This window comes from Nocardioides sp. S-1144 (genome assembly GCF_005954645.2).
Taxonomy (GTDB): domain Bacteria; phylum Actinomycetota; class Actinomycetes; order Propionibacteriales; family Nocardioidaceae; genus Nocardioides; species Nocardioides dongxiaopingii.
Genome location: NZ_CP040695.2, coordinates 3,310,639 through 3,331,979 on the forward strand (window position 1 = coordinate 3,310,639; position 21,341 = coordinate 3,331,979).

The 21,341-nt window shown below is 72.8% G+C and carries 20 protein-coding genes; 11 read left to right on the forward strand and 9 right to left on the reverse strand.

Annotated features, from left to right (window positions below; translation table 11 throughout):
• Window positions 1-22: 22 nt before the first annotated feature.
• On the reverse strand, window positions 23-619 hold the full coding sequence (locus FE634_RS15475; RefSeq protein WP_138876401.1) for a protein-tyrosine phosphatase family protein: 597 nt from the start codon (window positions 617-619) through the stop codon (window positions 23-25).
• 127 nt (window positions 620-746) lie between these two features.
• On the opposite strand from FE634_RS15475, the gene FE634_RS15480 reads away from it, so the two are divergent.
• The gene (locus FE634_RS15480; protein ID WP_262347449.1) at window positions 747-1,181 is read left to right on the forward strand and encodes a very short patch repair endonuclease; all 435 of its coding nucleotides are present in this window, start codon (window positions 747-749) and stop codon (window positions 1,179-1,181) included.
• Here FE634_RS15480 and FE634_RS15485 read toward each other — a convergent pair.
• Complete coding sequence (locus tag FE634_RS15485) at window positions 1,178-2,197, reverse strand: ADP-ribosylglycohydrolase family protein (RefSeq protein ID WP_148240745.1); 1,020 nt, start codon at window positions 2,195-2,197, stop codon at window positions 1,178-1,180. The genes FE634_RS15480 and FE634_RS15485 overlap by 4 nt on opposite strands.
• Before the next feature lie 78 nt (window positions 2,198-2,275).
• On the opposite strand from FE634_RS15485, the gene FE634_RS15490 reads away from it, so the two are divergent.
• On the forward strand, window positions 2,276-3,022 hold the full coding sequence (locus FE634_RS15490) for an NrtR DNA-binding winged helix domain-containing protein (protein WP_138876402.1): 747 nt from the start codon (window positions 2,276-2,278) through the stop codon (window positions 3,020-3,022).
• Window positions 3,019-4,524 (forward strand): SIR2 family NAD-dependent protein deacylase, encoded by a 1,506-nt coding sequence (locus FE634_RS15495; RefSeq protein WP_138876403.1) that lies wholly within the window; start codon window positions 3,019-3,021, stop codon window positions 4,522-4,524. The genes FE634_RS15490 and FE634_RS15495 overlap by 4 nt, the downstream gene beginning before the upstream one ends.
• 97 nt (window positions 4,525-4,621) lie before the next feature.
• Here FE634_RS15495 and FE634_RS15500 read toward each other — a convergent pair whose 3' ends face one another.
• The 3 genes from FE634_RS15500 to FE634_RS15510 form a co-directional block, all read right to left on the reverse strand.
• On the reverse strand, window positions 4,622-7,558 hold the full coding sequence (locus FE634_RS15500) for a vitamin B12-dependent ribonucleotide reductase (RefSeq protein ID WP_148240746.1): 2,937 nt from the start codon (window positions 7,556-7,558) through the stop codon (window positions 4,622-4,624).
• Window positions 7,559-7,728: 170 nt separating this feature from the next.
• Complete coding sequence (gene nrdR, locus FE634_RS15505; RefSeq protein WP_137293804.1) at window positions 7,729-8,211, reverse strand: transcriptional regulator NrdR; 483 nt, start codon at window positions 8,209-8,211, stop codon at window positions 7,729-7,731.
• Between the two features lie 241 nt (window positions 8,212-8,452).
• Entirely contained in the window at window positions 8,453-8,947 is a 495-nt protein-coding gene (locus tag FE634_RS15510; RefSeq protein ID WP_138876404.1) for a mismatch-specific DNA-glycosylase, read from the reverse strand.
• An 86-nt stretch (window positions 8,948-9,033) separates the two neighbouring features.
• Between FE634_RS15510 and FE634_RS15515 the strand changes: the two genes are divergently transcribed.
• The 3 genes from FE634_RS15515 (at window position 9,034) to FE634_RS15525 (ending at window position 11,507) form a co-directional block, all read left to right on the forward strand.
• Entirely contained in the window at window positions 9,034-10,326 is a 1,293-nt protein-coding gene (locus FE634_RS15515) for a NupC/NupG family nucleoside CNT transporter (RefSeq protein WP_138876405.1), read from the forward strand.
• A gap of 79 nt (window positions 10,327-10,405) precedes the next feature.
• A complete protein-coding gene (locus tag FE634_RS15520; RefSeq protein ID WP_137293807.1) occupies window positions 10,406-10,777 on the forward strand; it encodes a hypothetical protein in 372 nt (123 codons plus the stop codon).
• A 208-nt stretch (window positions 10,778-10,985) separates the two neighbouring features.
• The gene (locus FE634_RS15525) at window positions 10,986-11,507 is read left to right on the forward strand and encodes a hypothetical protein (RefSeq protein WP_138876406.1); all 522 of its coding nucleotides are present in this window, start codon (window positions 10,986-10,988) and stop codon (window positions 11,505-11,507) included.
• 140 nt (window positions 11,508-11,647) lie between these two features.
• Here FE634_RS15525 and FE634_RS15530 read toward each other — a convergent pair whose 3' ends face one another.
• Entirely contained in the window at window positions 11,648-11,980 is a 333-nt protein-coding gene (locus FE634_RS15530) for a LysM peptidoglycan-binding domain-containing protein (RefSeq protein ID WP_137293809.1), read from the reverse strand.
• A gap of 277 nt (window positions 11,981-12,257) precedes the next feature.
• Here FE634_RS15530 and lexA point away from each other — a divergent pair, with 277 nt between their 5' ends.
• Together lexA and FE634_RS15540 are read left to right on the forward strand one after the other, a co-directional pair.
• Complete coding sequence (lexA, locus tag FE634_RS15535; protein ID WP_148240747.1) at window positions 12,258-12,986, forward strand: transcriptional repressor LexA; 729 nt, start codon at window positions 12,258-12,260, stop codon at window positions 12,984-12,986.
• Between the two features lie 145 nt (window positions 12,987-13,131).
• Window positions 13,132-14,727, forward strand: a complete 1,596-nt coding sequence (locus FE634_RS15540; protein WP_148240748.1) for an MXAN_6640 family putative metalloprotease — start codon at window positions 13,132-13,134, stop codon at window positions 14,725-14,727.
• 78 nt (window positions 14,728-14,805) lie between these two features.
• Here the strand turns inward: FE634_RS15540 and FE634_RS15545 are convergent, their stop codons facing one another.
• Together FE634_RS15545 and hflX are read right to left on the reverse strand one after the other, a co-directional pair.
• Window positions 14,806-16,791, reverse strand: coding sequence for an ATP-dependent DNA helicase (locus tag FE634_RS15545; protein ID WP_148240749.1), 1,986 nt, complete (start codon window positions 16,789-16,791; stop codon window positions 14,806-14,808).
• A gap of 324 nt (window positions 16,792-17,115) precedes the next feature.
• Window positions 17,116-18,624: a GTPase HflX gene (gene hflX / locus FE634_RS15555; protein WP_138876410.1), complete on the reverse strand. Its 1,509-nt coding sequence runs from the start codon at window positions 18,622-18,624 to the stop codon at window positions 17,116-17,118.
• 124 nt (window positions 18,625-18,748) lie between these two features.
• On the opposite strand from hflX, the gene FE634_RS15560 reads away from it, so the two are divergent.
• The 3 genes from FE634_RS15560 to FE634_RS15570 all read left to right on the forward strand — a co-directional run bounded on the left by FE634_RS15560 (window position 18,749) and on the right by FE634_RS15570 (window position 20,472).
• Window positions 18,749-19,345 (forward strand): nucleoside/nucleotide kinase family protein, encoded by a 597-nt coding sequence (locus tag FE634_RS15560; RefSeq protein WP_138876411.1) that lies wholly within the window; start codon window positions 18,749-18,751, stop codon window positions 19,343-19,345.
• 96 nt (window positions 19,346-19,441) lie between these two features.
• Window positions 19,442-19,831 carry a hypothetical protein gene (locus FE634_RS15565; RefSeq protein ID WP_138876412.1) on the forward strand — a complete coding sequence of 130 codons (390 nt, stop codon included), beginning with the start codon at window positions 19,442-19,444 and terminating at the stop codon, window positions 19,829-19,831.
• Window positions 19,831-20,472, forward strand: coding sequence for a vWA domain-containing protein (locus tag FE634_RS15570; RefSeq protein WP_138876413.1), 642 nt, complete (start codon window positions 19,831-19,833; stop codon window positions 20,470-20,472). The genes FE634_RS15565 and FE634_RS15570 overlap by 1 nt, the downstream gene beginning before the upstream one ends.
• A 37-nt stretch (window positions 20,473-20,509) precedes the next feature.
• On the opposite strand, the gene FE634_RS15575 is transcribed toward FE634_RS15570, so the two are convergent.
• The gene (locus FE634_RS15575) at window positions 20,510-21,298 is read right to left on the reverse strand and encodes an SDR family NAD(P)-dependent oxidoreductase (protein WP_262347450.1); all 789 of its coding nucleotides are present in this window, start codon (window positions 21,296-21,298) and stop codon (window positions 20,510-20,512) included.
• Between the last annotated feature and the right edge of the window lie 43 nt (window positions 21,299-21,341).

A 21,341-nucleotide genomic window follows, 5' to 3' on the forward strand; every position in this document is an offset into this window, starting at 1 on the left:
CGACCGCCCAGGCTGTTCGCGATCAGGCGCCGGCGCGGCGCTGCTGGGCGATGATCCGCAGCACGTCGAGGGGGTTCTCCTGGCGCCAGGCCCGCAACCGGGCGCGGTCACGGCGGCGCTCGGACGACGACGCGCTGCTCCGGTGGTGGTGCCAGCGCAGCGCGTCCTCGGCGTAGGCCACCGCCGAGATCGGACGCACGGCGCGGATGGCGGCGATCGCGTCGACCGGGTCGACGCCCTGCGCGAGCAGGACGGCGTACCCCAGCGACGGCCCGCGGTTGATGCCCATGTGGCAGTGCGTGAGGACGACGGCGTCCGGGTCCTCAAGCGCCTCCAGCACCCAGGCGACACCGGCCTCGAACCAGGCCGGCGGCACGCGCTGCCCGGCGTCGTCCATGCCGTGCCAGAGGTAGGTGACGCCGGGGGCGTGGCGCTCGACGAACTCGCGGTCGTCGGCCTCGACCCGCGCGTCGATGACGTGGGTCAGCCCGGCCGCGACGAGCTCGTCGAGCTGGCGCCCGGCCAGGTGGTCGTCGCGCTGGTCGAGGTCTCCCCCGACGAGCAGGCGCTCGGTCACGAACACCGCGTTCGCGTGCTCGAGGTCGGGCCGGATGGTCACGGGGTCCACTCTGCACCTCGCTGCCGACACCGCCACACCCGCCCGAGAACAGCCTCGGTCCGCAACCACCTCCGCCGGCCCACCGCTACGTTCGTGAACCACGACGTGTCGGCAGCTGGAGGTGGGCGTGGGCACCGAACCTCCTCGTGAGCGGCCCGCCCGTGCCCTCTCCGACAAGATGTCGAGGCTGGCCCGCAGCCGGACCGCGCCCGAGATCCTGCTGCGCCGGGAGCTGCACCGCCGGGGCCTGCGGTTCCGGACCCAGGTCAAGGTGCCCGGCAACCGGCGTCGCACGATCGACATCGCCCTCACCCGCGCCAAGGTCGCGGTGTTCGTCGACGGGTGCTTCTGGCACGCCTGTCCCGACCACTTCACGCAGCCGAGGGCCAACGCCGACTGGTGGCGCTGGAAGATGGACGGCAACGTCGCCCGCGACCGCGACACCGACGAGCTGCTGCGGGCGGCGGGATGGCAGGTCGTGCGGGTCTGGGAGCACGAGGATGTCGTGATCGCCGCCGACGCCGTCCAGCGCCTGTGGCGCGAACGGACCGCGTCGACCTAGCCCTGGTCTCCCGGCGTGGCGTTCCCGGGCCGGTCGCCACGCACCGCGCGGGCGGCCAGTGCGAGGAGGTCGTCGCCGTCGCGGCCGGGCCACCCGTGCACGGCGCGGCGCCAGGCCTCCGGCACCGCGCGCGCTCCCCAGCGGGCACCGAGGAGCCCGCCGGCGATGGCGGCGACGGTGTCGGTGTCGTCGCCGATCCGGACGGCGGCGTGCAGCGCGTCCTGGAGGTGACGGTGGTCGGCGTCGGGGGTGCCGGCGACCGCGGCGACCGCGGCCTGGAGGGCGGTGACGGTGTACCCGTTCGGCGTGAAGCCCGCCGCTGGGCCGGCGAGGGCCGCATCGAGCCAGCCCGACCACGGGGCGCGACGGTCGGCGGGCAGGAGGTCGAGGCCGGCGCGGACGCCGATCCGGCCCTCGACGACGGCCACCCGGATCGCCTCCGACCACAGCACGCAGGCATCCCCGGCAAGCGGGTCGGCGTGGGTGAGCCGGGCGACGAGCCGCGCGGCGCGGGCCAGCCGGTCGCGGTCCTCGAGGTGGGCGAGCGCGACGGGGGCGGTCCGCATCAGGGCGCCGTTGCCCGCGGAGTGGGCGTGCTCGACGGCGTAGGTCGCGGCCACGGCGGCCATCACCTCGGCCGGACGACCGCCGCCCGGACCACCGGGGCGACCGAGGTTGCGGCGGGTGGCGCCCAGGACCGCGCTGGTCTGGACGCCGATGTCGGCCGGACCGTCGTCGTACCAGCGCAGGAAGCCGAGCGCGATCGCGTCGAGCGCGTCGTCGGTGGTGAGGTCGGCGCCGGTCGCGGCGACCTCCGCGATCGCGACCGCCATCGCGGTGTCGTCGCTCCACTCCCCCGGCGCGAAGCCGCCCAGCCCGCCGCCGGTCATCTCGGCGAGCTCGTCGGCCGCGGGCGGTCGGGCGAACTCGTAGGGCACGCCGAGGGCGTCCCCGGCGGCCGTCGCGAGCAGGACGCCGGCGGCGCGGTCGAGCCGGGCGGTGGTCGATGACGTCATGGTGGAACTCCGTCCGCTTTGCGTGGATGTGCGAGAACACTAGCACCATGTTGCGCAGATCTGCGCTAACTTGGTTCCGTGAGCGACCTCGGTGACTACCCGCGGCCCCACCTCGCGGTGGACCTGGTCATCCTGACCACGGGCGCGCTGCGCCCGGAGGACGACCGCGTCTCCCTCGGCGTGCTCGTCCAACGACGTGCCGACGGTCGCGCCGTGCTGCCCGGACGCTTCGTCCGCGAGCGCCACACGGTCCTGGAGACGGTGCGCGAGCTGCTCGCCGAGAAGCTCGACTTCCGGCCGCGCCGCGACGTCCACCTCGAGATGATCGACCTCTACGACGCCCCCGAGCGCGACGAGCGCGGCTGGGTCGTCTCGGTCGGCCACCTCACGACGTTGCTGCCCGACGACGTCGAGCGACTCTCCCCCGACCTCGTCGAGGTGCTGCCGATCACGGGGAACGCCGCACGGGGCCGCCGCGTGACCCGGGAGTCGCTGGCCCACGACCACGACGCGATGGTGACGACCGCCGTCCGGCGCGCGCGCCGCCGCTACGAGCGCTCCCCCGACCCGCTCCGCCTCGCACGGGCGCCGTACACGCTCAGCCAGCTGCGCCACGTGCACGAGGCGGTGCTCGGGGAGCCGCTCAAGCGCGACACCTTCAACCGGCGGATGCAGCCGTTCCTCACGGCCGCGACCGGTCCTCGCGGCGACCTCCTCGTCTCCGACACCGGCGGCCGCCCGGCCCAGCTGTTCCGGCCGACCACCGCGAGGGACCGCGACCCCGAGGCCGGCCCGTTCCCGCTGCCACGGACGGCGTCGCGATGAGCGGCCACCTGTTCGTCGCGCACGGCGACCTGACCCGGCTCGCCTGCGACGCGATCGTCGTCCCGTGCGACGGCGCCGGCAACGTCTCGGACTCCTGGGCGGCGCTGCTGCCGCCGGACCTCCCGCGAGGAGACGGCCCGGGCTGGTTGCGGGTGGGTTCCCCGGACGCCGCGGGCGCCGTCGACCTCGGCACGCACGCGGGGCGGCGCGTGGTCGCCCTCGACACCGTCAGCGGTGCGCCCTCGCCCGCCGACCTCGCCGCGCGGACCTGGGCCGCGGTGGACCGACTCGGCCCCGGCCTCACCGCCCGGGACGGGCGTCGGCAGCCGCTGGTCGCGCTCCCGCTGGTCGGCACCGGCGACGGCGGGCTGGCCGGGCGCCGCGGCGAGGTGGTCGCAGCCCTCCTCGAGCGTCGACGCGAGCGGACGCCGTCCGTCGACGTCGCGCTCGTGCTCCGCGACCGGCGCGACGTCGCCGCCGTCCAGGCGCGGCGGGTGGACGCCGACTGGGACTGCCTCCCGCCGCACCTGCGCGGCGAGGCGGACCGGCTCGGGACGTTGGCCGGCGAAGGCCGGCTCTCGCTCTTCCTCGGCGCGGGTGTCTCGATGCCCGTCGGCCTGCCGGACTGGTGGTCGCTGCTGGGGTCGATCGCGGCCGAGGAGCCGGTCGTCGACCTCGCCGGTGTCGACGACCCGCTGGACGCCGCCAGCCGGCTGGTGCGCTCGCGCGGCGCCGAGCCGTTCCTCGACGCGGTGGTGGCCCGGGTCAGCACCGACCGTCACGGCATCGGCCACGCCCTCCTCGGGGGGCTCGGCGTCCGGCAGAGCGTGACGACGAACTTCGATGCCTGCTTCGAGACCGCGTTGCACGGCGTCCGCGGCGACGACGTCGACGTGCTGACCCGCAGCGTCGCCGACGGCAGCCGCCCGTGGCTCCTGAAGCTGCACGGCGACGTCGCTGTGCCGTCGTCCCTGGTGCTGACGAGCGAGCAGTACGCCGTCCACGCCGCCGATCACCAGGCCCTCGACGGCGTCGTCCAGGCCCTCCTGCTGACCAGCCACCTGCTCTTCGTCGGCTTCAGCCTCACCGACGCCAACTTCCTGCGCCTCGCGCGCCAGGTGGACGTCGTCCGCGCCGAGAGCGCCGGTGCCCGCACCACCCCCAGCGGCACCGCCCTCGCCCTCACCACCCGCGACGTCACGGCCGCCGGCTACCAGGGCCTCACGATGCTCCCGATGAGCCCGGGCCTCGACCGGCCCGCCGCCGGCCGGGTCCTCGAGATCTTCCTCGACCGACTCGCCTGGACCGCCGCCCGGGCCCACGACCTGTCCTCGGAGTACCTGCTCGACGAGCGGTACGCCTCGGGACTGTCCGCCGCCGACCGCGTGCTCAAGCAGCACCTTCTCGCCTTGGCCGCTCGGCCCGGGGTCACCGACAGCGAGGCGTGGCCGGAGGTGCGCAGGTTGTTGCACCGACTCGGCGGCGGTGCTGACGAGCGGTAGCCGAAGACGTCGCGACCGACACCTCGGGACACGGATGCGGGGACCGACGAACGGCCGGACACCCGAAGGGTGCCCGGCCGTTCGTGTTGCCGCTGGATCAGCTGCAGCCGCTGGTGCTGCCGCAGCCCTCGCACACGTAGCAGGAGCCGGCGGGACGCATCTTGGTGCCGCAGGTCATGCAGAGCGGGGAGTCCACGGCCGTGCCGGTGAGCTGCTCGAGCAGCTCGGCGGAGGTGTGGGCCTTGGTCGTGGTGACCTTGGCGGGGACCTCGCGCTGCTCGGCCCCGTGGGTGTCCTTGGTCTCGACGACCTCGGCCTCCGCGGTCACGGGCTGGGGCGAGACGAGCTCGACGCCGGACTCGATGAGCTCGGAGGCGTTGCCGGTCTCCTCGGGCGGGAGGTCGTAGGAGCCGGTCTCGAGGTGGCGCTGACGCTCGCTGGCCGAGTAGATGCCGAGCATCGAGCGGGCGTCGAAGTCGAGGTAGTCCAGCGCGAGCCTGCGGAAGACGTAGTCCATGAGCGACTGCGCCATCCGGACGTCGGGGTCGTCGGTGAGGCCGGCGGGCTCGAAGCGCAGGTTGGTGAACTTCGAGACGTAGGTCTCGAGCGGGACGCCGTACTGCAGGCCGATCGAGACCGCGATCGAGAAGGCGTCCATCACGCCGGCCAGGGTCGAGCCCTGCTTGCCGAGCTTGAGGAAGACCTCGCCGAGCTCGCCGTCGTCGTGGGCGCCGGAGGTCATGTAGCCCTCGGCACCGCCGACGGTGAACGACGTGGTGCGCGAGACGCGGGACTTCGGGAGGCGCTTGCGGGTCGGGGCGTAGATGACCTTCTCGATCACCTTGGTGGGCGTCTCGTCGGCCTCGGCGTCCGTGGCGAGGTTGGAGTCCTTGCCCTTGTTGTCGCCCTTGCCGTCGGAGAGGGGCTGGCCGACCTTGCAGTTGTCGCGGTAGACGGCGGTGGCCTTGAGGCCCAGCTTCCACGACTGCAGGTAGACGTCCTCGATCTCCTCGACCGTGGCCGACTCGGGCAGGTTGACGGTCTTGGAGATCGCGCCGGACAGGAACGGCTGGCAGGCCGCCATCATCCGGACGTGGCCCATCGGCTTGAGCGAGCGGGCGCCCATCGCGGTGTCGAAGACCTCGTAGTGCTCCAGGCGCAGGCCGGGGGCGTCGATGACGTGACCGTTCTCGCCGATGTAGGCGACGATCGCCTCGACCTGCTCGGGCTGGTAGCCCATCTTGCGCAGCGCGCGCGGGATGGTCTGGTTGACGATCTGCATCGAGCCGCCGCCGACGAGCTTCTTGAACTTCACCAGCGAGAAGTCGGGCTCGATGCCGGTGGTGTCGCAGTCCATCATGAAGCCGATGGTGCCGGTGGGCGCGAGCACCGAGGCCTGCGCGTTGCGGAAGCCGTTGGCCTCGCCGAGCTTCTGGACCTCGGCCCAGGCCTGCGTGGCCAGCTTGTGGACGCCGCTGTCGGCGATCGCGAGGGTGCGGATCGTGTCGTTGGCCGCCTGGTGCTTGCGCATCACGCGCTTGTGGGCGTCGGCGTTGCGGGCGTAGCCGGCGTAGGGGCCGACGACGGCGGCGAGCTCGGCGGAGCGCTTGTAGGACTGGCCGGTCATCAGCGAGGTGATGGTCGCCGCCATCGCGCGGCCACCGTCGGAGTCGTAGCCCAGGCCCATGGCCATCAGCAGCGCGCCGAGGTTGGCGTAGCCGATGCCGAGCTGGCGGTAGTTGCGGGTGGTCTCGCCGATCGGCTCGGTCGGGAAGTCGGCGAAGCAGATCGAGATGTCCATCGCGGTGATGATGAACTCGACGGCCTTCGCGAACAGGGCGGCGTCGAAGGTGTCGTCGTCCTTGAGGAACTTGAGCAGGTTCAGCGAGGCCAGGTTGCACGAGGAGTTGTCGAGCGACATGTACTCCGAGCACGGGTTGGACGCCGTGATCCGGCCGGTCTCGGGGTTGGTGTGCCAGTCGTTGATCGTGTCGTCGTACTGCAGGCCCGGGTCGGCGCAGGCCCACGCGGCCTCCGAGATCTTGCGGAACAGGCCGCGGGCGTCGACGCGCTCGATCTCCTCGCCGTTCTTGCGACCGCGCAGCGCGAAGTCGGTGCCGTCCTCGACGGCGCGCATGAACTCGTCGGAGACGCGGACCGAGTTGTTGGCGTTCTGGTACTGCACGGAGGTGATGTCGGCGCCGCCGAGGTCCATGTCGAAGCCGGCGTCGCGCAGGGCGCGGATCTTGTCCTCCTCCTTGGCCTTGGTCTCGACGAACTCGACGATGTCGGGGTGGTCGACGTCGAGGACGACCATCTTGGCCGCGCGGCGCGTGGCGCCACCGGACTTGATGGTGCCGGCGGAGGCGTCGGCGCCGCGCATGAAGGAGACCGGCCCGGAGGCGGTGCCGCCGGAGGAGAGCAGCTCCTTGGAGGAGCGGATGCGCGAGAGGTTGAGGCCGGCGCCGGAGCCGCCCTTGAAGATGAACCCCTCCTCCTTGTACCAGTTGAGGATCGAGTCCATCGAGTCGTCGACGGAGAGGATGAAGCACGCCGAGACCTGCTGCGGTGAGGCGGTGCCGACGTTGAACCAGACCGGGGAGTTGAACGAGAAGTACTGGTTGACCAGGAGCCAGGTGAGCTCGTGCTCGAAGACCTCGGTGTCGGCGTCGGTGGCGAAGTAGCCGTGGTCGGCGCCGGCCTTGGTGTAGGTCTTCACGATCCGGTCGATGAGCTGGCGCAGGCTCTGCTCGCGCGCCTCGGTGCCGACGGCGCCGCGGAAGTACTTGGTCGTGACGATGGTCGAGGCGTTGACCGACCAGGTCGAGGGGTACTCGACGCCGCGCTGCTCGAAGACGGTCGCGCCGGTCTTCCAGTTGGTCTGGACGACGTCGCGACGCTCCCAGGTGACCTCGTCGTAGGGGTGGACGCCGGGCGTGCTGAACACGCGCTCGACGGTCAGTCCCTTGCCGTGCCCCTTGCCGTTCGTGGTGCCCTGGGTCGAGCTGCTGGCGCCGCTGACGGTCTCGGTCATGGGGGTGTCTCCTCTGGTCAGTACCTGGTCTAGATGCAGTGTTGCGGCCGCCACCGACACGACGTCGTCGTCGGTGGGGCTCGGCGATCGGGGGTGGAGCGGTGGAGCTCGACGGGGAGGGGTGGTGCGCCCGGCAGGTAGCTTCCCCACTACCTGCCGGGCGGTCTGGGTCAGCCGGTCGGTGCCGGCTGGGTCGCGAGCGACGGGGTCGACTCGGCGTGCATGGCCGCGATCTCCTTGATGAAGTCGTCGGCCGACTCGAAGGAGCGGTAGACGCTGGCGAAGCGGAGGTAGGCGACCTCGTCGAGGGCCCGCAACGGACCCAGGATGGCCAGGCCGACCTCGTGGGCCGGGACCTCGGCGGCACCGGTGAGGCGCAGGGTGTCCTCGACCTCCTGGCCCAGGCACGCCAGCTGCGCGTCGCTCACCGGACGGCCCTTGCACGCCTTGCGCACGCCGGCCACGGCCTTGTCGCGGGCGAAGGGCTCGCTGGCACCGGAGCGCTTGCGGATCGAGAGCTGCATGAGCTCGACGGTGGTGAAGCGACGCTCGCACGACGAGCAGGTGCGACGGCGGCGGATCGAGCCGCCGTCGTCGGCGACACGGGAGTCGAGAACCCGGGTGTCGGTGCCGCGGCAGTACGGGCAGTGCACAGTGGTCCTCCTCTCCGGCGCGCTCGAACAGACCCGTCAGGGCCTGTGGACAACTTCCGGTCTCCTGGGGAGAACACCGGCCAACCTGTGGGTCTTCCGCATCCGGCTGTGAACTAGATGTGGATAACTACACCGTTGTAAGTACTAGATGTTGTGTGAACCGTACGCGCGCGGCGCACGACGCGCAACCTGAACGGGCAACTTTCACGCGGTGGTCCGGACGGCCCCGTGAAACCGCAGGTCAGAGCGCCAGGGCGGCCAGGTCGCGCCACCAGGCCAGGCGTGTCGGGCGCCCGTCGTAGTCGTGGCGCTGGTTGGCGCCGCTGACCCCGGGGAGCACGAACACCTGGGCGCCGCCGAGGTACCAGTCGCGCGGTCCGAGCCCCGGACGGCGCACGCCGTCGGCCCGGGCAGCCTCGGCCGCGACCCCCTTCGAGGTGAACGCGATCCACTCGGGCCGCCAGGTCTCGAGCTTGGCCACCAGCGCGTCGAGCTCGACGCTGCGCGGGTCCCAGTGCCCGACGAGGTCGGTCAGCCCGAGACCGAGCTCGGCCACGAGACGGTCCTCGTCGGGTCGCAACCGGCGCGGCGAGAACCCGCTCAGGTGCAACGACTCCCAGAAGCTGTTGCCGGGCGTCTCGTAGTAGTGGTCGCGCAGCTTGGTGCTCGCGGCGCCCGCGAGACCGCAGAAGACGACCCGCGGCTCCGCGGCGACGATGTCGGGCAGCACCTCCATGCCCCCACCGTCACACACCGGGTGCCCGCGGCGTGTCGCCCGCCCAGGTGACCTGCGCGGCTCGCCGGGAGTGGTTTGGTGTCGCCATGGCCGACCTGCGCGGGGTCCTCGGACTCGCCGTCCTGCTCCTCGTCGCGTGGCTGCTCTCGAAGGACCGCCGCGGCGTCTCGTGGCGCACCGTCGGGGTCGCGCTCGCCCTCCAGGTCGGCTTCGCGGTCCTCGTGCTGCGGTGGGGACCCGGGGAGCGGGCGTTGGGCTGGGTCTCGGAGCGCGTCGAGTCCCTGATCGGCTACGCCAACGAGGGCACGGCGTTCGTCTTCGGCCCGCTCCTCGACGTCGGCGAGGAGGGCTCGACGATCTTCGCGCTGCAGGTGCTGCCGGTGATCATCTTCCTCGGGACCCTGATCGGGCTGCTGTACTACCTGCGCGTCATCCAGTGGACGACGTACCTGGTCGGCGGGGCGCTCTCGAAGCTGCTCGGCATCGGCAAGGTCGAGTCGCTCTACGCCGGCACCGTCGTCTTCCTCGGCATGAGCGAGGCCCCGTTGATGGTTCAGGGCTACCTCGGCCGGCTCCGGCAGGGACAGGTCTTCGCCATCATGACCGCCGGGTTCGCCGCCGCCGCCGGCTCCACGCTGGTCGGCTACTCCCTGCTCGGCGCGCCGCTGGAGTACCTGCTCGCCGCCACGGTGATGAACGCGCCGGCCTCGATCCTGATGGCCAAGCTGATGTGGCCCGACAGCGTCGCCGACCCCGACCCGGACCCCGACCCGGACCCCGACCCGGACGCCGACCAGGAGGCGCACGGCGACCGCGACGGCGCCGAGGAGATCGACGTGCGCGACGTCCGCGACGAGGAGTCGGCCAACGTCATCGACGCCCTCGGTCGCGGCGCGATGGCCGGCGGCAGGATCGCGGTCACGGTCGGGGCGCTGCTCATCGCCTTCGTCGCCGTGATCGCCCTCGCCAACGGCATCCTCGGCGGCGTCGGGGGCTGGTTCGGCGCGGAGGACCTCACCTTCGAGAAGATCCTGGGCTGGGCGGTCGCGCCGCTGGCCTGGCTGCTCGGCGTGCCGTGGTCCGAGGCCGCCGACGCCGGCTCGTGGATCGGGCAGAAGACCGTCCTCAACGAGTTCGTCGCCTACGCCGACTTCGGACCGCAGGTGGGCGACCTCTCCCCCGTGACCGTCGCCGTCGTGACGTTCGCGCTCGCCGGGTTCGCGAACTTCTCCTCCATCGCGATCCAGATCGGCGCCCTCGGCTCGCTGATGCCCGAGCGCCGCGCCATGGTCGCCCGGCTCGGGCTGCGGGCGCTGCTGGCCGGCAGCCTCGCCAACCTGGCGAACGCCGCCATCGCCGGCGTCGTGGTCGGCCTCTAGGACGCCGCCGGCGAGGTGCCGGCCCGGACACGCCCACCCGAGCACGGCGCCACCGCACGACGTCACGCACAATGACCCCGTGGCACACGGCAAGCGCGCAGGGGCGAGGACCAAGCGGCGTCTCCGGCCTGCCCTGCTCGGCCTCGCGCTCGGCGTGACGCTCGCCGTCGTCGCCTGGGGCTACCTGGTCTACGCCGCCATCGACTTCGGGACCTCCGCCCGGGCCGGCGACTCCACCGCGTGGTGGTTCCTCGCGCTGGCCGCCCTCGGCGCGGTCGCCTGCCTCTTCCTCGGTCTGGTGCTGGTGACGCGGATCAGCCGGGCGGTCGGCCTGACGCGCGGACCCGACCCGCGGACGCCGGCGACCCCCGCCGAGCCGGCCGGACCGACCGCAGCGCCCGGACCGGGCGGAGCACCGCCGACGCCCGGCGGGCGGCGCGCCGCCCGCTGACCCGCCGCCGATCCAGGTCCGCCCCGGTCCTCGACGCCCGGGGCTCCGTCGGCGCTCGCTGGCGCTCGCCTGCCGGCCTCCGGCGGGTGCTGACCGTCCCGGGGGGGCCGCGCCAGACCGATCCGGCCCGGCGCTTCACGGCGATCTCCCTGTCGGCCCGGCCCCGCGGCACCTACGCTGCCTCCAACGAGGAGGCCGAGGCGGAGCGGTGGCAACCAATCACGACGTGCGGGTCACGGGTGCGAGCGTCCTCGACGGGCGCTACCGCACCACGTGCGCCTGCACGTGCGGGTGGACCGGCGAGTCGGACGAGGCCCGGCAGGCCGGGGCCCTCGCCGCGGCCGCCAAGATCCGCGTCGACCACCTCCTCGAGGCACACCCGCGGCAGGCGCCGTCCTCCTTCTTCCGGCCCCGGGCCGCCGCGCGCTACCGGCACCCGCGCTCATTGAGCGCCGCGACGCAGCAGCAGCGGCGGTGGGTCCGGTACGCCGGGTGCGCCTGCGGCTGGACCCACACCGTGCACGGTCGTTCCGCCGCTGCGACGGCCCGGGTCGCACGGGCCCACCACCTCGAGCACGTGAACCTGCAGACCGGACGCGCGCCGTGGCGCGACTACGTCGTGCTCGTCGCGCTCCTGGTGCTCGGCGTCGCGGTGGTCGGCGTGCTGGCCGCGATCGCGATCAGCAGCGGCGGCGGCGACCCCCGGGACCTCGGCTCGCTCTTCGGCTGACGTGCCACCCCACGACACCCGGGCCGGCGTCGTGCGGACGCGGAACGGGGGCGAAGCCGTCTTCCCTCGGCTCCGCCCCCGGTGTTCCCCTTGATGAATCGCCCGCCGGGGTCGAAGCGGCGGACGACGTCGGTGCGGTCTCAGTCGACCGGGACCTCCAGCCGCTGACCCGCGTCGAGGGACACCTCGGCGAGGTCGTTGAGCTGGACGAGGTGGTTCATCGTGTCGCGCACGTCGTCGCCGTCACTCACGTCGGAGGCGATGCTCCACAGGGTCTCACCGGGCGCGACCACGATCGTCTCGGTGGCCTCCCGCTCCGCGGTGGCCATGGAGTTGCCGGCGAAGGCGACGCCGACGGCGGCCAGGACCAGCAGCGCCAGCACCAGCACCACGAGACGTCCGCGGCGGGTCAGCCGGTAGTCGGGCACGCGAGGAGCCGACAGGGCGGTGGGTGCGATCGTCGTGGTGCTCATGGGTGCCTCCTGGGGAAGTGGCCGTGCTGGTGGAGCCGAGGATGTTGCTGACGATTCGATGTCTAACGGGAGGCACCGACAGTCCTGCTGGTGCACCGCTCTCGATCAGACATTCGATCGAACACATGAGCGAGACTAGATCAGGTGTTCGAACGATGCAACCCCCGAGTCGAACGCGTGTTCCCACGACCCAGCTGACCTGGCCGCCCGGATCGGGCGCGACACGCCGTTCGAACACCTGTTTGAACACGGTGGCGATCGGTGGCACGCTGCAGCCATGCCCCGGACACGTACTGGCACCCCGAAGATCACCGAGCTCCCGGACGGTCCCGCCGACGCGACCGGCCTGACCCCGCGTCAGCAGCGCGTCCTGGCCACCATCAAGGACAGCATCGAGCTGCGCGGCTACCCGCCGAGCATGCGCGAGATCGGCGAGTCCGTCGGGCTCACCAGCACCTCGAGCGTGGCCCACCAGCTGCGCACGCTGGAGCAGAAGGGCTTCATCAAGCGCGACCCGAACCGTCCCCGCGCCCTCGAGGTGTTCCTGCCCGAGGTGATGGCCGCGCGGCGCTCGCTGGGCAGCAGCGACGACTCCTCGATCGACGAGACCGGCATCGGCGACACCGCCCCGCCGCCCACCAACGTCCCGCTCCTGGGCCGGATCGCGGCCGGCGGTCCGATCCTGGCCGAGCAGACCTACGACGACGTCTTCCCGCTCCCCCGCCAGCTGGTCGGCGACGGAGAGCTGTTCATGCTCGAGGTGTCCGGGGAGTCGATGATCGAGGCGGCCATCTGCAGCGGCGACTACGTCGTGGTCCGCCAGGCCCAGACCGCGGAGAACGGCGACATCGTCGCGGCGATGATCGACGGCGAGGCGACGGTCAAGACGTTCCAGCGCAAGGACGGCCAGGTATGGCTGCTGCCGCACAACCCGGCGTTCGACCCGATCGACGGCACCCACGCCTCGATCCTCGGCATCGTCACCGCGGTGCTCCGCAAGGTCTGACCCCCGGCCCGTCCGCAGGCTTCGCACGACCCCGAGACCGCCACCGGCACGACGCCGGTGGCGGTCTCGTCGTCCCTGTCCCGGCGGCTCGGCAACTGTCGGTGCGCCGGGTTAGGTTGTGGCCCCACTCACGAACGGAGCCTCCATGCGCTTGCGCACTCGTCCCCGAACCCAGGCCAGCGTCCGCGCGCTGGTCGTGCTGGGCGCCGTCGGCGCCCTGCTGATCGGCATGCTCGCGGCCCTGGCGGGTCCGTCGGTGGCCCGGGTCCCCTCGGGTGACACCGACTCCAAGCAGGCCACGGCGACCGACCCGTCGGTCCGGCAGGCCTCCCACGCGCTCCGCCGCGCCGAGAGCATCCGCGAGGACGGCGCCGCCGGCCGCGACGCCACCATGGTGCTGCGCGACCTGGCCAACACCCGCGCCGACCTCCCCGACGCCGAGCGGGCGGCCGCCGATGCGCTGATGAAGCGCCCGACGAGCTCCGGCGGCGACGGCTACCTCAACTACGGCAGCGTCGAGGAGGAGACCCCGGTCTGCACCGCGACCCTGTGCGTCCACTACGTCACCAGCGGCCAGCACGCCTCGACCCCGGAGTACGTCGCCACGGCGGTCGACACGCTCACCAGCGTCCAGCAGGCCTACCTGACCTCCGGCTACCGCGCGGTCAAGAGCGACGGCGGGCTCGGCGGCAACAGCCTGCCCGACGTCTACCTCGGCAACATCGGGGTCAACGGCCTGTACGGGTACTGCACCTCCGACGACCCGAGCAAGAGCACCCAGCGCTGGGACCGTTGGGCCTACTGCGTGCTCGACAACGACTACAGCGCCTCGGAGTTCCCGACGAACACCCCGACCGAGAACCTCCAGGTCACCGCCGCTCACGAGTACTTCCACGCCATCCAGTACGCCTACGACCGCTACGAGGACTCGTGGCTCCTCGAGGCCACGGCGGCCTGGGTCGAGGACGAGCTCTACGACGGCGTCGACGACAACCTGCAGTACCTGCGCAGCAGCCAGCTCCGCTCGCCCGGCACCCCGCTCGACACCTTCGACCCGAGCACCGGGTTCCACTACGGCACCTGGAGCTTCTTCCGCTTCCTCTCCGAGCGGTTCCCCGAGAAGAAGGGTCTGCTCCCGCGGATCGTGCTCGACGTCTTCTCCAAGGCCGACGGCGGCCCCGGCGGCCCCGACCAGTACTCCTGGAAGGCCGTCAACTCGGTCCTGAAGAAGAAGAAGACCTCCGGCGCGGCCATGCTCGGCGCCTACGCCGTCGCCAACCGTCGTCCGGGCCAGTCCTACGACGAGGGCGCGGCCAACCGCTACCCGAAGGCCCCGGCCGGCAAGGTCACGCTCGCGGCCGGCAAGGCGCGCACGGTCAAGGTCCGCCTCGACCACCTCACCAGCCGCACGACGCGACTGACCCCGAAGCGCCTGGCCACCAAGAAGGCCAAGGTGCGCCTGACCTTCGACCTGAGCCCGCGGGCGACCGGCGCCTTCGCGCTGATCACCACCACGCTGCGCTCCGGCAAGGTGCGCACGGTCAAGGTCAAGCTGAACAAGAAGGGCAACGGCGCCAAGGCCGTGCCGTTCAGCTCCAGGAAGGTCGACAACGTCGAGGTCACCCTCGTCAACGGCAGCGGCCGGTTCAAGTGCTGGCAGCAGAGCTACTTCTCCTGCCAGGGTCGCCCGCTCGACGACAACGCGGCGCAGCAGTTCACCGCGAGGGCCGTCAAGCGCTGACCTGACGCCTCGCTCGCTCGACGCCCATCCCGCTGCACCACGGCGGGGTGGGCGTCTCGCACTCCGCTGCTGTGACGCTCAGCCCGCGTCGGCGAGCCGGGCCAGGGCCTTGCGCACCACGGCGGGGTCGGAGGTGGTCCACATCGGCGGCAGGCTCGCCCTGAGGAAGCTCCCGTAGCGGGCGGTGGCCAGTCGCGGGTCGAGGACGGCGACGACGCCGCGGTCGGTGGTGGTGCGGATCAGCCGCCCGGCGCCCTGGGCCAGCAGCAGCGCGGCGTGGGTGGCCGCGACCTGCATGAACCCGTTGCCGCCGGCGCGGTCGGCAGCTCTCTGGCGCGCACTCATCAGCGGGTCGTCGGGACGCGGGAACGGGATCCGGTCGATCAGGACCAGCTGACAGGTCTCCCCGGGCACGTCGATGCCCTGCCAGAGGCTGAGCGTGCCGAACAGGCAGGTGTGCGGGTCGCCCACGAACTGGGCCGCGAGCTCGGGCAGCTGGGCGTCGCCCTGGGCCAGGGTGGTCAGGTGCGGCAGCCGGGTGCGGACCTCCTCGGCGGCCGCCTCGGCCGCCCGGCGGCTCGAGAAGAGCCCGAGGGTGCGCCCCTCGGCCGCGTCGACCAGCTCGACGATCTCGTCGAGCTGGGCCTGGACCAACCCGTCGCGACCCGGCGGCGGCAGGTGCCGGGCGACGTAGAGGATCGCCTGCCTGCCGTAGTCGAACGGCGAGCCGACGTCGAGCCCGACCCACGGCAGGACGGTGTCGCTGCGCTCGGGGGTGGCCTCGTCGTGGGCGCGCTCGCTGGGCTTGAGGCCGACGCTGGTGGCGACCGAGCCGAAGTCGCCGCCGAGCATGAGGGTGGCCGAGGTCATCACGACGGTCTTGTCGGAGAGCAGCTTGTCGCGCATCGGGCCCCACACCTGCAGCGGCGCGACACAGAGCCGCGGCGGGATCCGCTCACCCCCCTCGGTGAGCCAGAGGACGTCGCCGTCGGAGCCGGCCGCCATCCGCTCGGCGTGGGCGAAGACCTCCTGCACGGTGCCGCGCGCCTGGGTCATGCCGGCGTCGGGCTCGTCACCGCCGCCGCCCTGGGCCTTGGGGTAGGCGGAGAGACAGGCGCGCGCGGCGTCGCGCACCAGCTCGAGGGCGTCGGACAGGTCGGCCGGCACGGTCTCGAACCGGCCGGGCCGGGCCTCGGTCATGGCGTCGCGCAGCGCGTCGGCGGCGTCGGCGAGGTCGTCGGCCTCGGGCCCGTCGACGTGGCGCTGCGAACGGCGGGCGGCGCGCTCGACGTCGGGCGCGCTGAGCTCGTCGGTGGCGGCCTGGGTGACCCGGGCGACCAGCTCGTGGGCCTCGTCGATGACCGCGACGTCGTAGTCGGGGATCATCGGGACGCCCTCGATCGCGTCGATCGCGAGCAGGGAGTGGTTGGTGATGACCAGGTGGGAGCGGTGCGCCTTCTCGCGGGCCACCTCGACGAAGCACTCCTGGCCGAACGGGCACTTGCTCGCACCCAGGCAGTCGCGGTGGCCGACGCTGACCTGGCGCCACTCGCGGTCGGTGTGGCGCGGCGCGCTGTCGCGCTCGCCGGAGCCCTTGGCCTCCGCCTGCTTCTCGGCCCACGACCGCAGCTCGAGCACCTTGCCGGCCATCGAGCCCTGCGGGACGTCGACGAGCACGCCCTGGTCGTCGGGCACGCCCTCGCGGATGCGGTGCAGGCAGGCGTAGTTGGAGCGCCCCTTCAGCACGGCGTAGGACGTGTCGAGGCCCTCGACACCCCGGACGGCCTCGATCAGCCGCGGCAGGTCGCGCTCGACCAGCTGGTGCTGCAGGGCGAGGGTGGCGGTGGCCACGACGACCCGCTTGTCGTGCACCAGCGCCGGCACGAGGTAGGCCAGCGACTTGCCGGTGCCGGTGCCGGCCTGCACGAGCAGGTGCGCCTCCCCCGACAACGACGCCGAGACCGCCTCGGCCATGGCGACCTGTCCCTCGCGCTCGCTGCCGCCCAGGGCCGTGACGGCACGCTCGAGCACCTCGCGGACGGCGGGCGCAGCGGTTCTCGGCACCCGAGCACCCTAACGACGGCCGCCGACACCCGTCGGACCGCCCGGCCCACCTGTGGACGGCCGCGGAGCGCAGGCCACCACGTCGGGCGGCGATCAGCTTGATTCTCGTGAACAGGCCACCGAGAGAAGCGCGTGACCGCCAGTTCCACGTGAAGGACCGACGAGGCCACCGGCGACCTGAGCGACCTCGGCACCGGCGTCGTCGACTTCGCGCGGATCTTCCGTCGCCACCGTGTCGACGAGTCGACCACCTGACCTTCTGGTCGGGTCGTCGCCGCGCGGCCGGGTCCCCGACCGCGCGGCCACGTGGTGGCGCTGCGTGCCTCAGACGGCGTAGGGGGCGAGCTCGCCGGCGAGGTCGGCGTTCGCCCGGCCGCGCACCACGGTGCCCTCGCCGGTGTGCTCCATCGCGTCGATCTCACCGTTCTGGTGCAGCCGGTTGACGAGGTCGCCGCGCTCGTAGGGCAGCAGCACGTGGAACTCCACCCCCGGTCGGGGCAGCTCGCCCTCGATCATCGCGAGCGCCTCAGCGATGCCCTCACCGGTGCGGGCGCTGACGACGACCGAGTGCGGCTCGTGCGTGCGCAGGCGGGCCAGCACGAGCGGGTCGGCGGCGTCGGCCTTGTTGACCACGACGATCTCCCGCACGCCCGCGGCGTCGATGTCGGCCAGGACGGCGCGCACGGCGGAGAGCTGGCCCTCCGGGTCGGGGTGCGAGCCGTCGACGACGTGCACGATCAGGTCGGAGTCGGCGACCTCCTCCAGCGTCGAGCGGAACGCCTCGATCAGCTGGTGCGGCAGGTGCCGCACGAAGCCGACGGTGTCGCTCATCGTGTAGACCCGACCGTCGGCGGTCGTCGTGCGCCGCGTGGTCGGGTCGAGCGTCGCGAAGAGCGCGTCCTCCACGAGCACCCCGGCGCCGGTGAGCCGGTTCAGCAGCGAGGACTTGCCCGCGTTGGTGTAGCCGGCGATGGCGACCGAGGGGATCTGGTGGCGGTGCCGGTCGGCCCGCTTGGTGTCGCGGGTGCCCTTCATGTGCTTGAGCTCGCGGCGCAGCTTGGCGATCTTGTCGTTGATCCGCCGCCGGTCGGTCTCGATCTTGGTCTCACCGGGGCCACGACCGCCGATGCCGCCGCCGTCGGCGCCGACCCGGCCACCGGCCTGGCGCGACAGGTTGCCGCCCCAGCCGCGCAGCCGCTGCTTCATGTACTGCAGCTGGGCCAGCTCGACCTGCGCCTGGCCCTCGCGGGACTTGGCGTGCTGGGCGAAGATGTCGAGGATCAGCGCGGTCCGGTCGACGACCTTGACCTTGACGCGGTCCTCGAGGTTGCGCAGCTGGCTCGGGGCCAGGTCGCCGTCGCAGATCACGGTGTCGGCGCCGGTCGCGGCGACGATCTCGGCGAGCCCCTCGACCTTGCCGCGCCCGATGTAGGTGGCGGGGTCGGGCGTCTGTCGGCGCTGGTAGATCGCCTCGAGCACCTCGGAGCCGGCGGTCTCGGCGAGCGCGGCGAGCTCGGCCATCGAGTTCTCGGCGTCCTGGACGCTGCCGTCGGTCCAGACGCCGACGAGGACGACCCGCTCGAGCCGCAGCTGGCGGTACTCGACCTCGGTGATGTCCTCGAGCTCGGTGCGCAGCGAGGCCACGCGGCGCAGCTGGTGGCGCTCGGCGAGCTCCATCGCGCCGACGGTGGGCTCGGCCTCCTCCGGGTCGGGCTCGTCGGCGTAGCCCGACACGAAGTCGTCGGACTCGTCGGTCGCGTCGGTGTCGTTCTCGTCCCAGCCGTCGGTCTCGGAGAGCTCGGCGTCGAGGGTGAAGTCAGGTGCGTTCGTCATATGCCTCCAGGGTAGTTCCGTCTCAACGCGCTGACGAGCGGCTTTCATCCTCGCGGCCCTGGTGGAGCTCATGGCTCCTTCCTACCCGAGGCCCGCGCCTGCGCCTTCCCCCTACGGTGGGGCCATGGAGGTCCCAGCCGTCCCACCCGTGCCCGCCGTCCGGCTGCTCGGGCTGACCGGCGCACCCGGCGTCGGCAAGTCCACCCTCGCCGCGACGCTGGCCGCCGGGGCCGGCGCCGCGATCGTGCCGATGGACGGCTTCCACTACGCCGACGTGGAGCTGGCCCGCCGGGGCCTGCTCGACCGCAAGGGCGCCCCGGAGACCTTCGACGCCGAGGGGTACGCCGCCCTCCTGGCCCGGGTCGCCGCCGGCGGGCCGGACGAGCCCGACGTGGTGGCGCCGGCGTTCGACCGCGAGCTCGAGCAGCCGCTCGCCGGGGCGATCGCGGTGCCGGCGTCCGGGCCGGTCGTGACCGAGGGCAACTACCTGCTCCTCGACGAGCCGCGGTGGCGCGCGGTGCGCGAGCGGATCGACGTCGTCTGGCACCTGCACCTCGACCCCGACGTCCGCCTCGAGCGCCTGGTCGCCCGCCACGTCGCCTTCGGCAAGTCCCCCGCCGAGGCCCGCGCCTGGGTCGCCCGCGTCGACGAGCCCAACGCCCGCCTGGTCGAGGCCGCCGCCGTCCGCGCCGACCTGGTGGTCGACCTCTCGCCGCGGTAGCCCCCGGGTTCACCTCGGCCCGATGACCGACGTCGCCGCAGCAACCGCGGGTCCGCACCATGTGCGCGTCCGCAGTTTGTGCGGTACCGTGGGCGCATGAGTCCCGACCCGCACGCCCTCGACGCCGTCCGAGCCTCGCTCGACGCGGCGGTCGGGCTGGAGCCCGACGCCGCGCTGCCGCACCTGCGCGAGGCGGCCGAGCGACTGACCGGCCTCATCGACGAGACGATGGCCGAGGCGGTCGTGCGCGGCGGTTCGTCGCTGCGCTCGGCCGGGATGAGGGCGGGGCTGTCCGAGAACGCCGTGGGGCCGCGCCTGGCCCGCACGGCGGCGCTCGGCGCCTACGCCAACGACGACGGCCGGGTCACCGCCGCAGCCGTCGAGCGCGCCCGGTACGACGCCGAGACGGGCGCACCAGCACCGGCGAAGCCCCCCGCCGCACCGATGCGGTTCAAGGCCCGCCGACCGACGAAGGGAACCAGCTGATGACCGACCAGACCCTCACCCACGTGTACTTCCTGCTCGACCGGAGCGGCTCGATGCAGTCCATCAAGACCGACACCGAGGGCGGGTTCGCGGCGTTCATCGACGAGCAGCGCGCGGCGCCGGGCACCTGCCGGGTCACCCTGGCGCAGTTCGACAACGTCTACGAGGAGGTCTACCGCGACGTCGACGTCGCCGACGTCGCGCCGCTGGTGCTTGCCCCGCGCGGCAGCACCGCGCTGCTCGACGCGATCGGCCGGCTGGTCAACGACGCCGGCGCCCGTCTCACCGCGCTCCCCGAGCACGAGCGGCCGGGCACCGTGGTCGTCGCGATCATGACCGACGGCCTCGAGAACGCCAGCCGGGAGTGGACCCACCCCGCGGTCAAGGCGCTCGTGGAGCAGCAGGCGGCGCAGTACGGCTGGGACTTCATGTACATGGGCGCCGACCAGGACGCCGTCGAGGTCGGCGCCTCGATCGGGGTGTCCGCCGAGCACTCCCTCACCTACGGACGCGGTCGCAGCCGCGAGGCGATGGCCACGAAGGGCGGGAAGATCCGCGCCATGCGCTCGGCGCGGATGACCGACGCGGCCGCGCCGATGCCGTCCTACACCGCCGAGGAGCGCGCGGGCCTGGCCGACTGAGCCCCCGCCGACCCGTCAGTGATCACTGACGGGTCGATCACTTGGGGGGCATCCGGATGCCGCCGTCGAGGCGGACGGTCTCGCCGTTCATGTAGGAGTTCGTCAGGCACTCCACGACCATCGAGGCGAGCTCGTCACCGGTGCCGAGGCGCCGGGGGAACAGCACGCTCTCGCCGAGCTTGGACTTGAACGCCTCGGCGTCCTCGCCCTCGCCGTAGATCGGGGTGTCGATGAGGCCGGGGGCGACGGTGTTGAGGCGGATTCCGGACGCCGCGAGGTCGCGGGCGACCGGGAGGGTCATGCCGACGACGCCGCCCTTGGACGCCGAGTACGACGCCTGGCCGATCTGGCCGTCGAAGGCCGCGACGCTGGCGAGGTTGACGATCGCGCCGCGGCAGCCGTCGGCGTCGGGCTCGTTGCGGCTCATCACCGACGCCGCCTGGCGGACGACGTCGAAGGTCCCGACGAGGTTGATGTTCACGACCCGCTTGAACCAGTCGAGATCGTGGGCGGACTCGACCTGGCCGTCGCGGCCGATCGTGCGCTGGGCGAAACCCACGCCGGCGGAGTTCACGACGGCGCGCAGCGGCGCGATCTCGGCGGCGGCGTTGACCGCCGCGGTGATCTGCTCGGTGTTGGTGACGTCGACCTGGGCGAAGACGCCGCCGATCTCGGCGGCCAGGGCTTCGCCCTTCTCGGCCTGGAGGTCGGCCACGACGACGGTGCAGCCGAGGGCGGCGAGGCGGCGCGCGGCCGCGGCGCCGATGCCCGAGGCGCCGCCGGTGACGATGGCAGAAGATCCGGTGAGGTCCATGCTCGCGAGCATAGGCCGATGGTTGGGGGCCCGAGCGGTTGGGCCCACCTGCTGA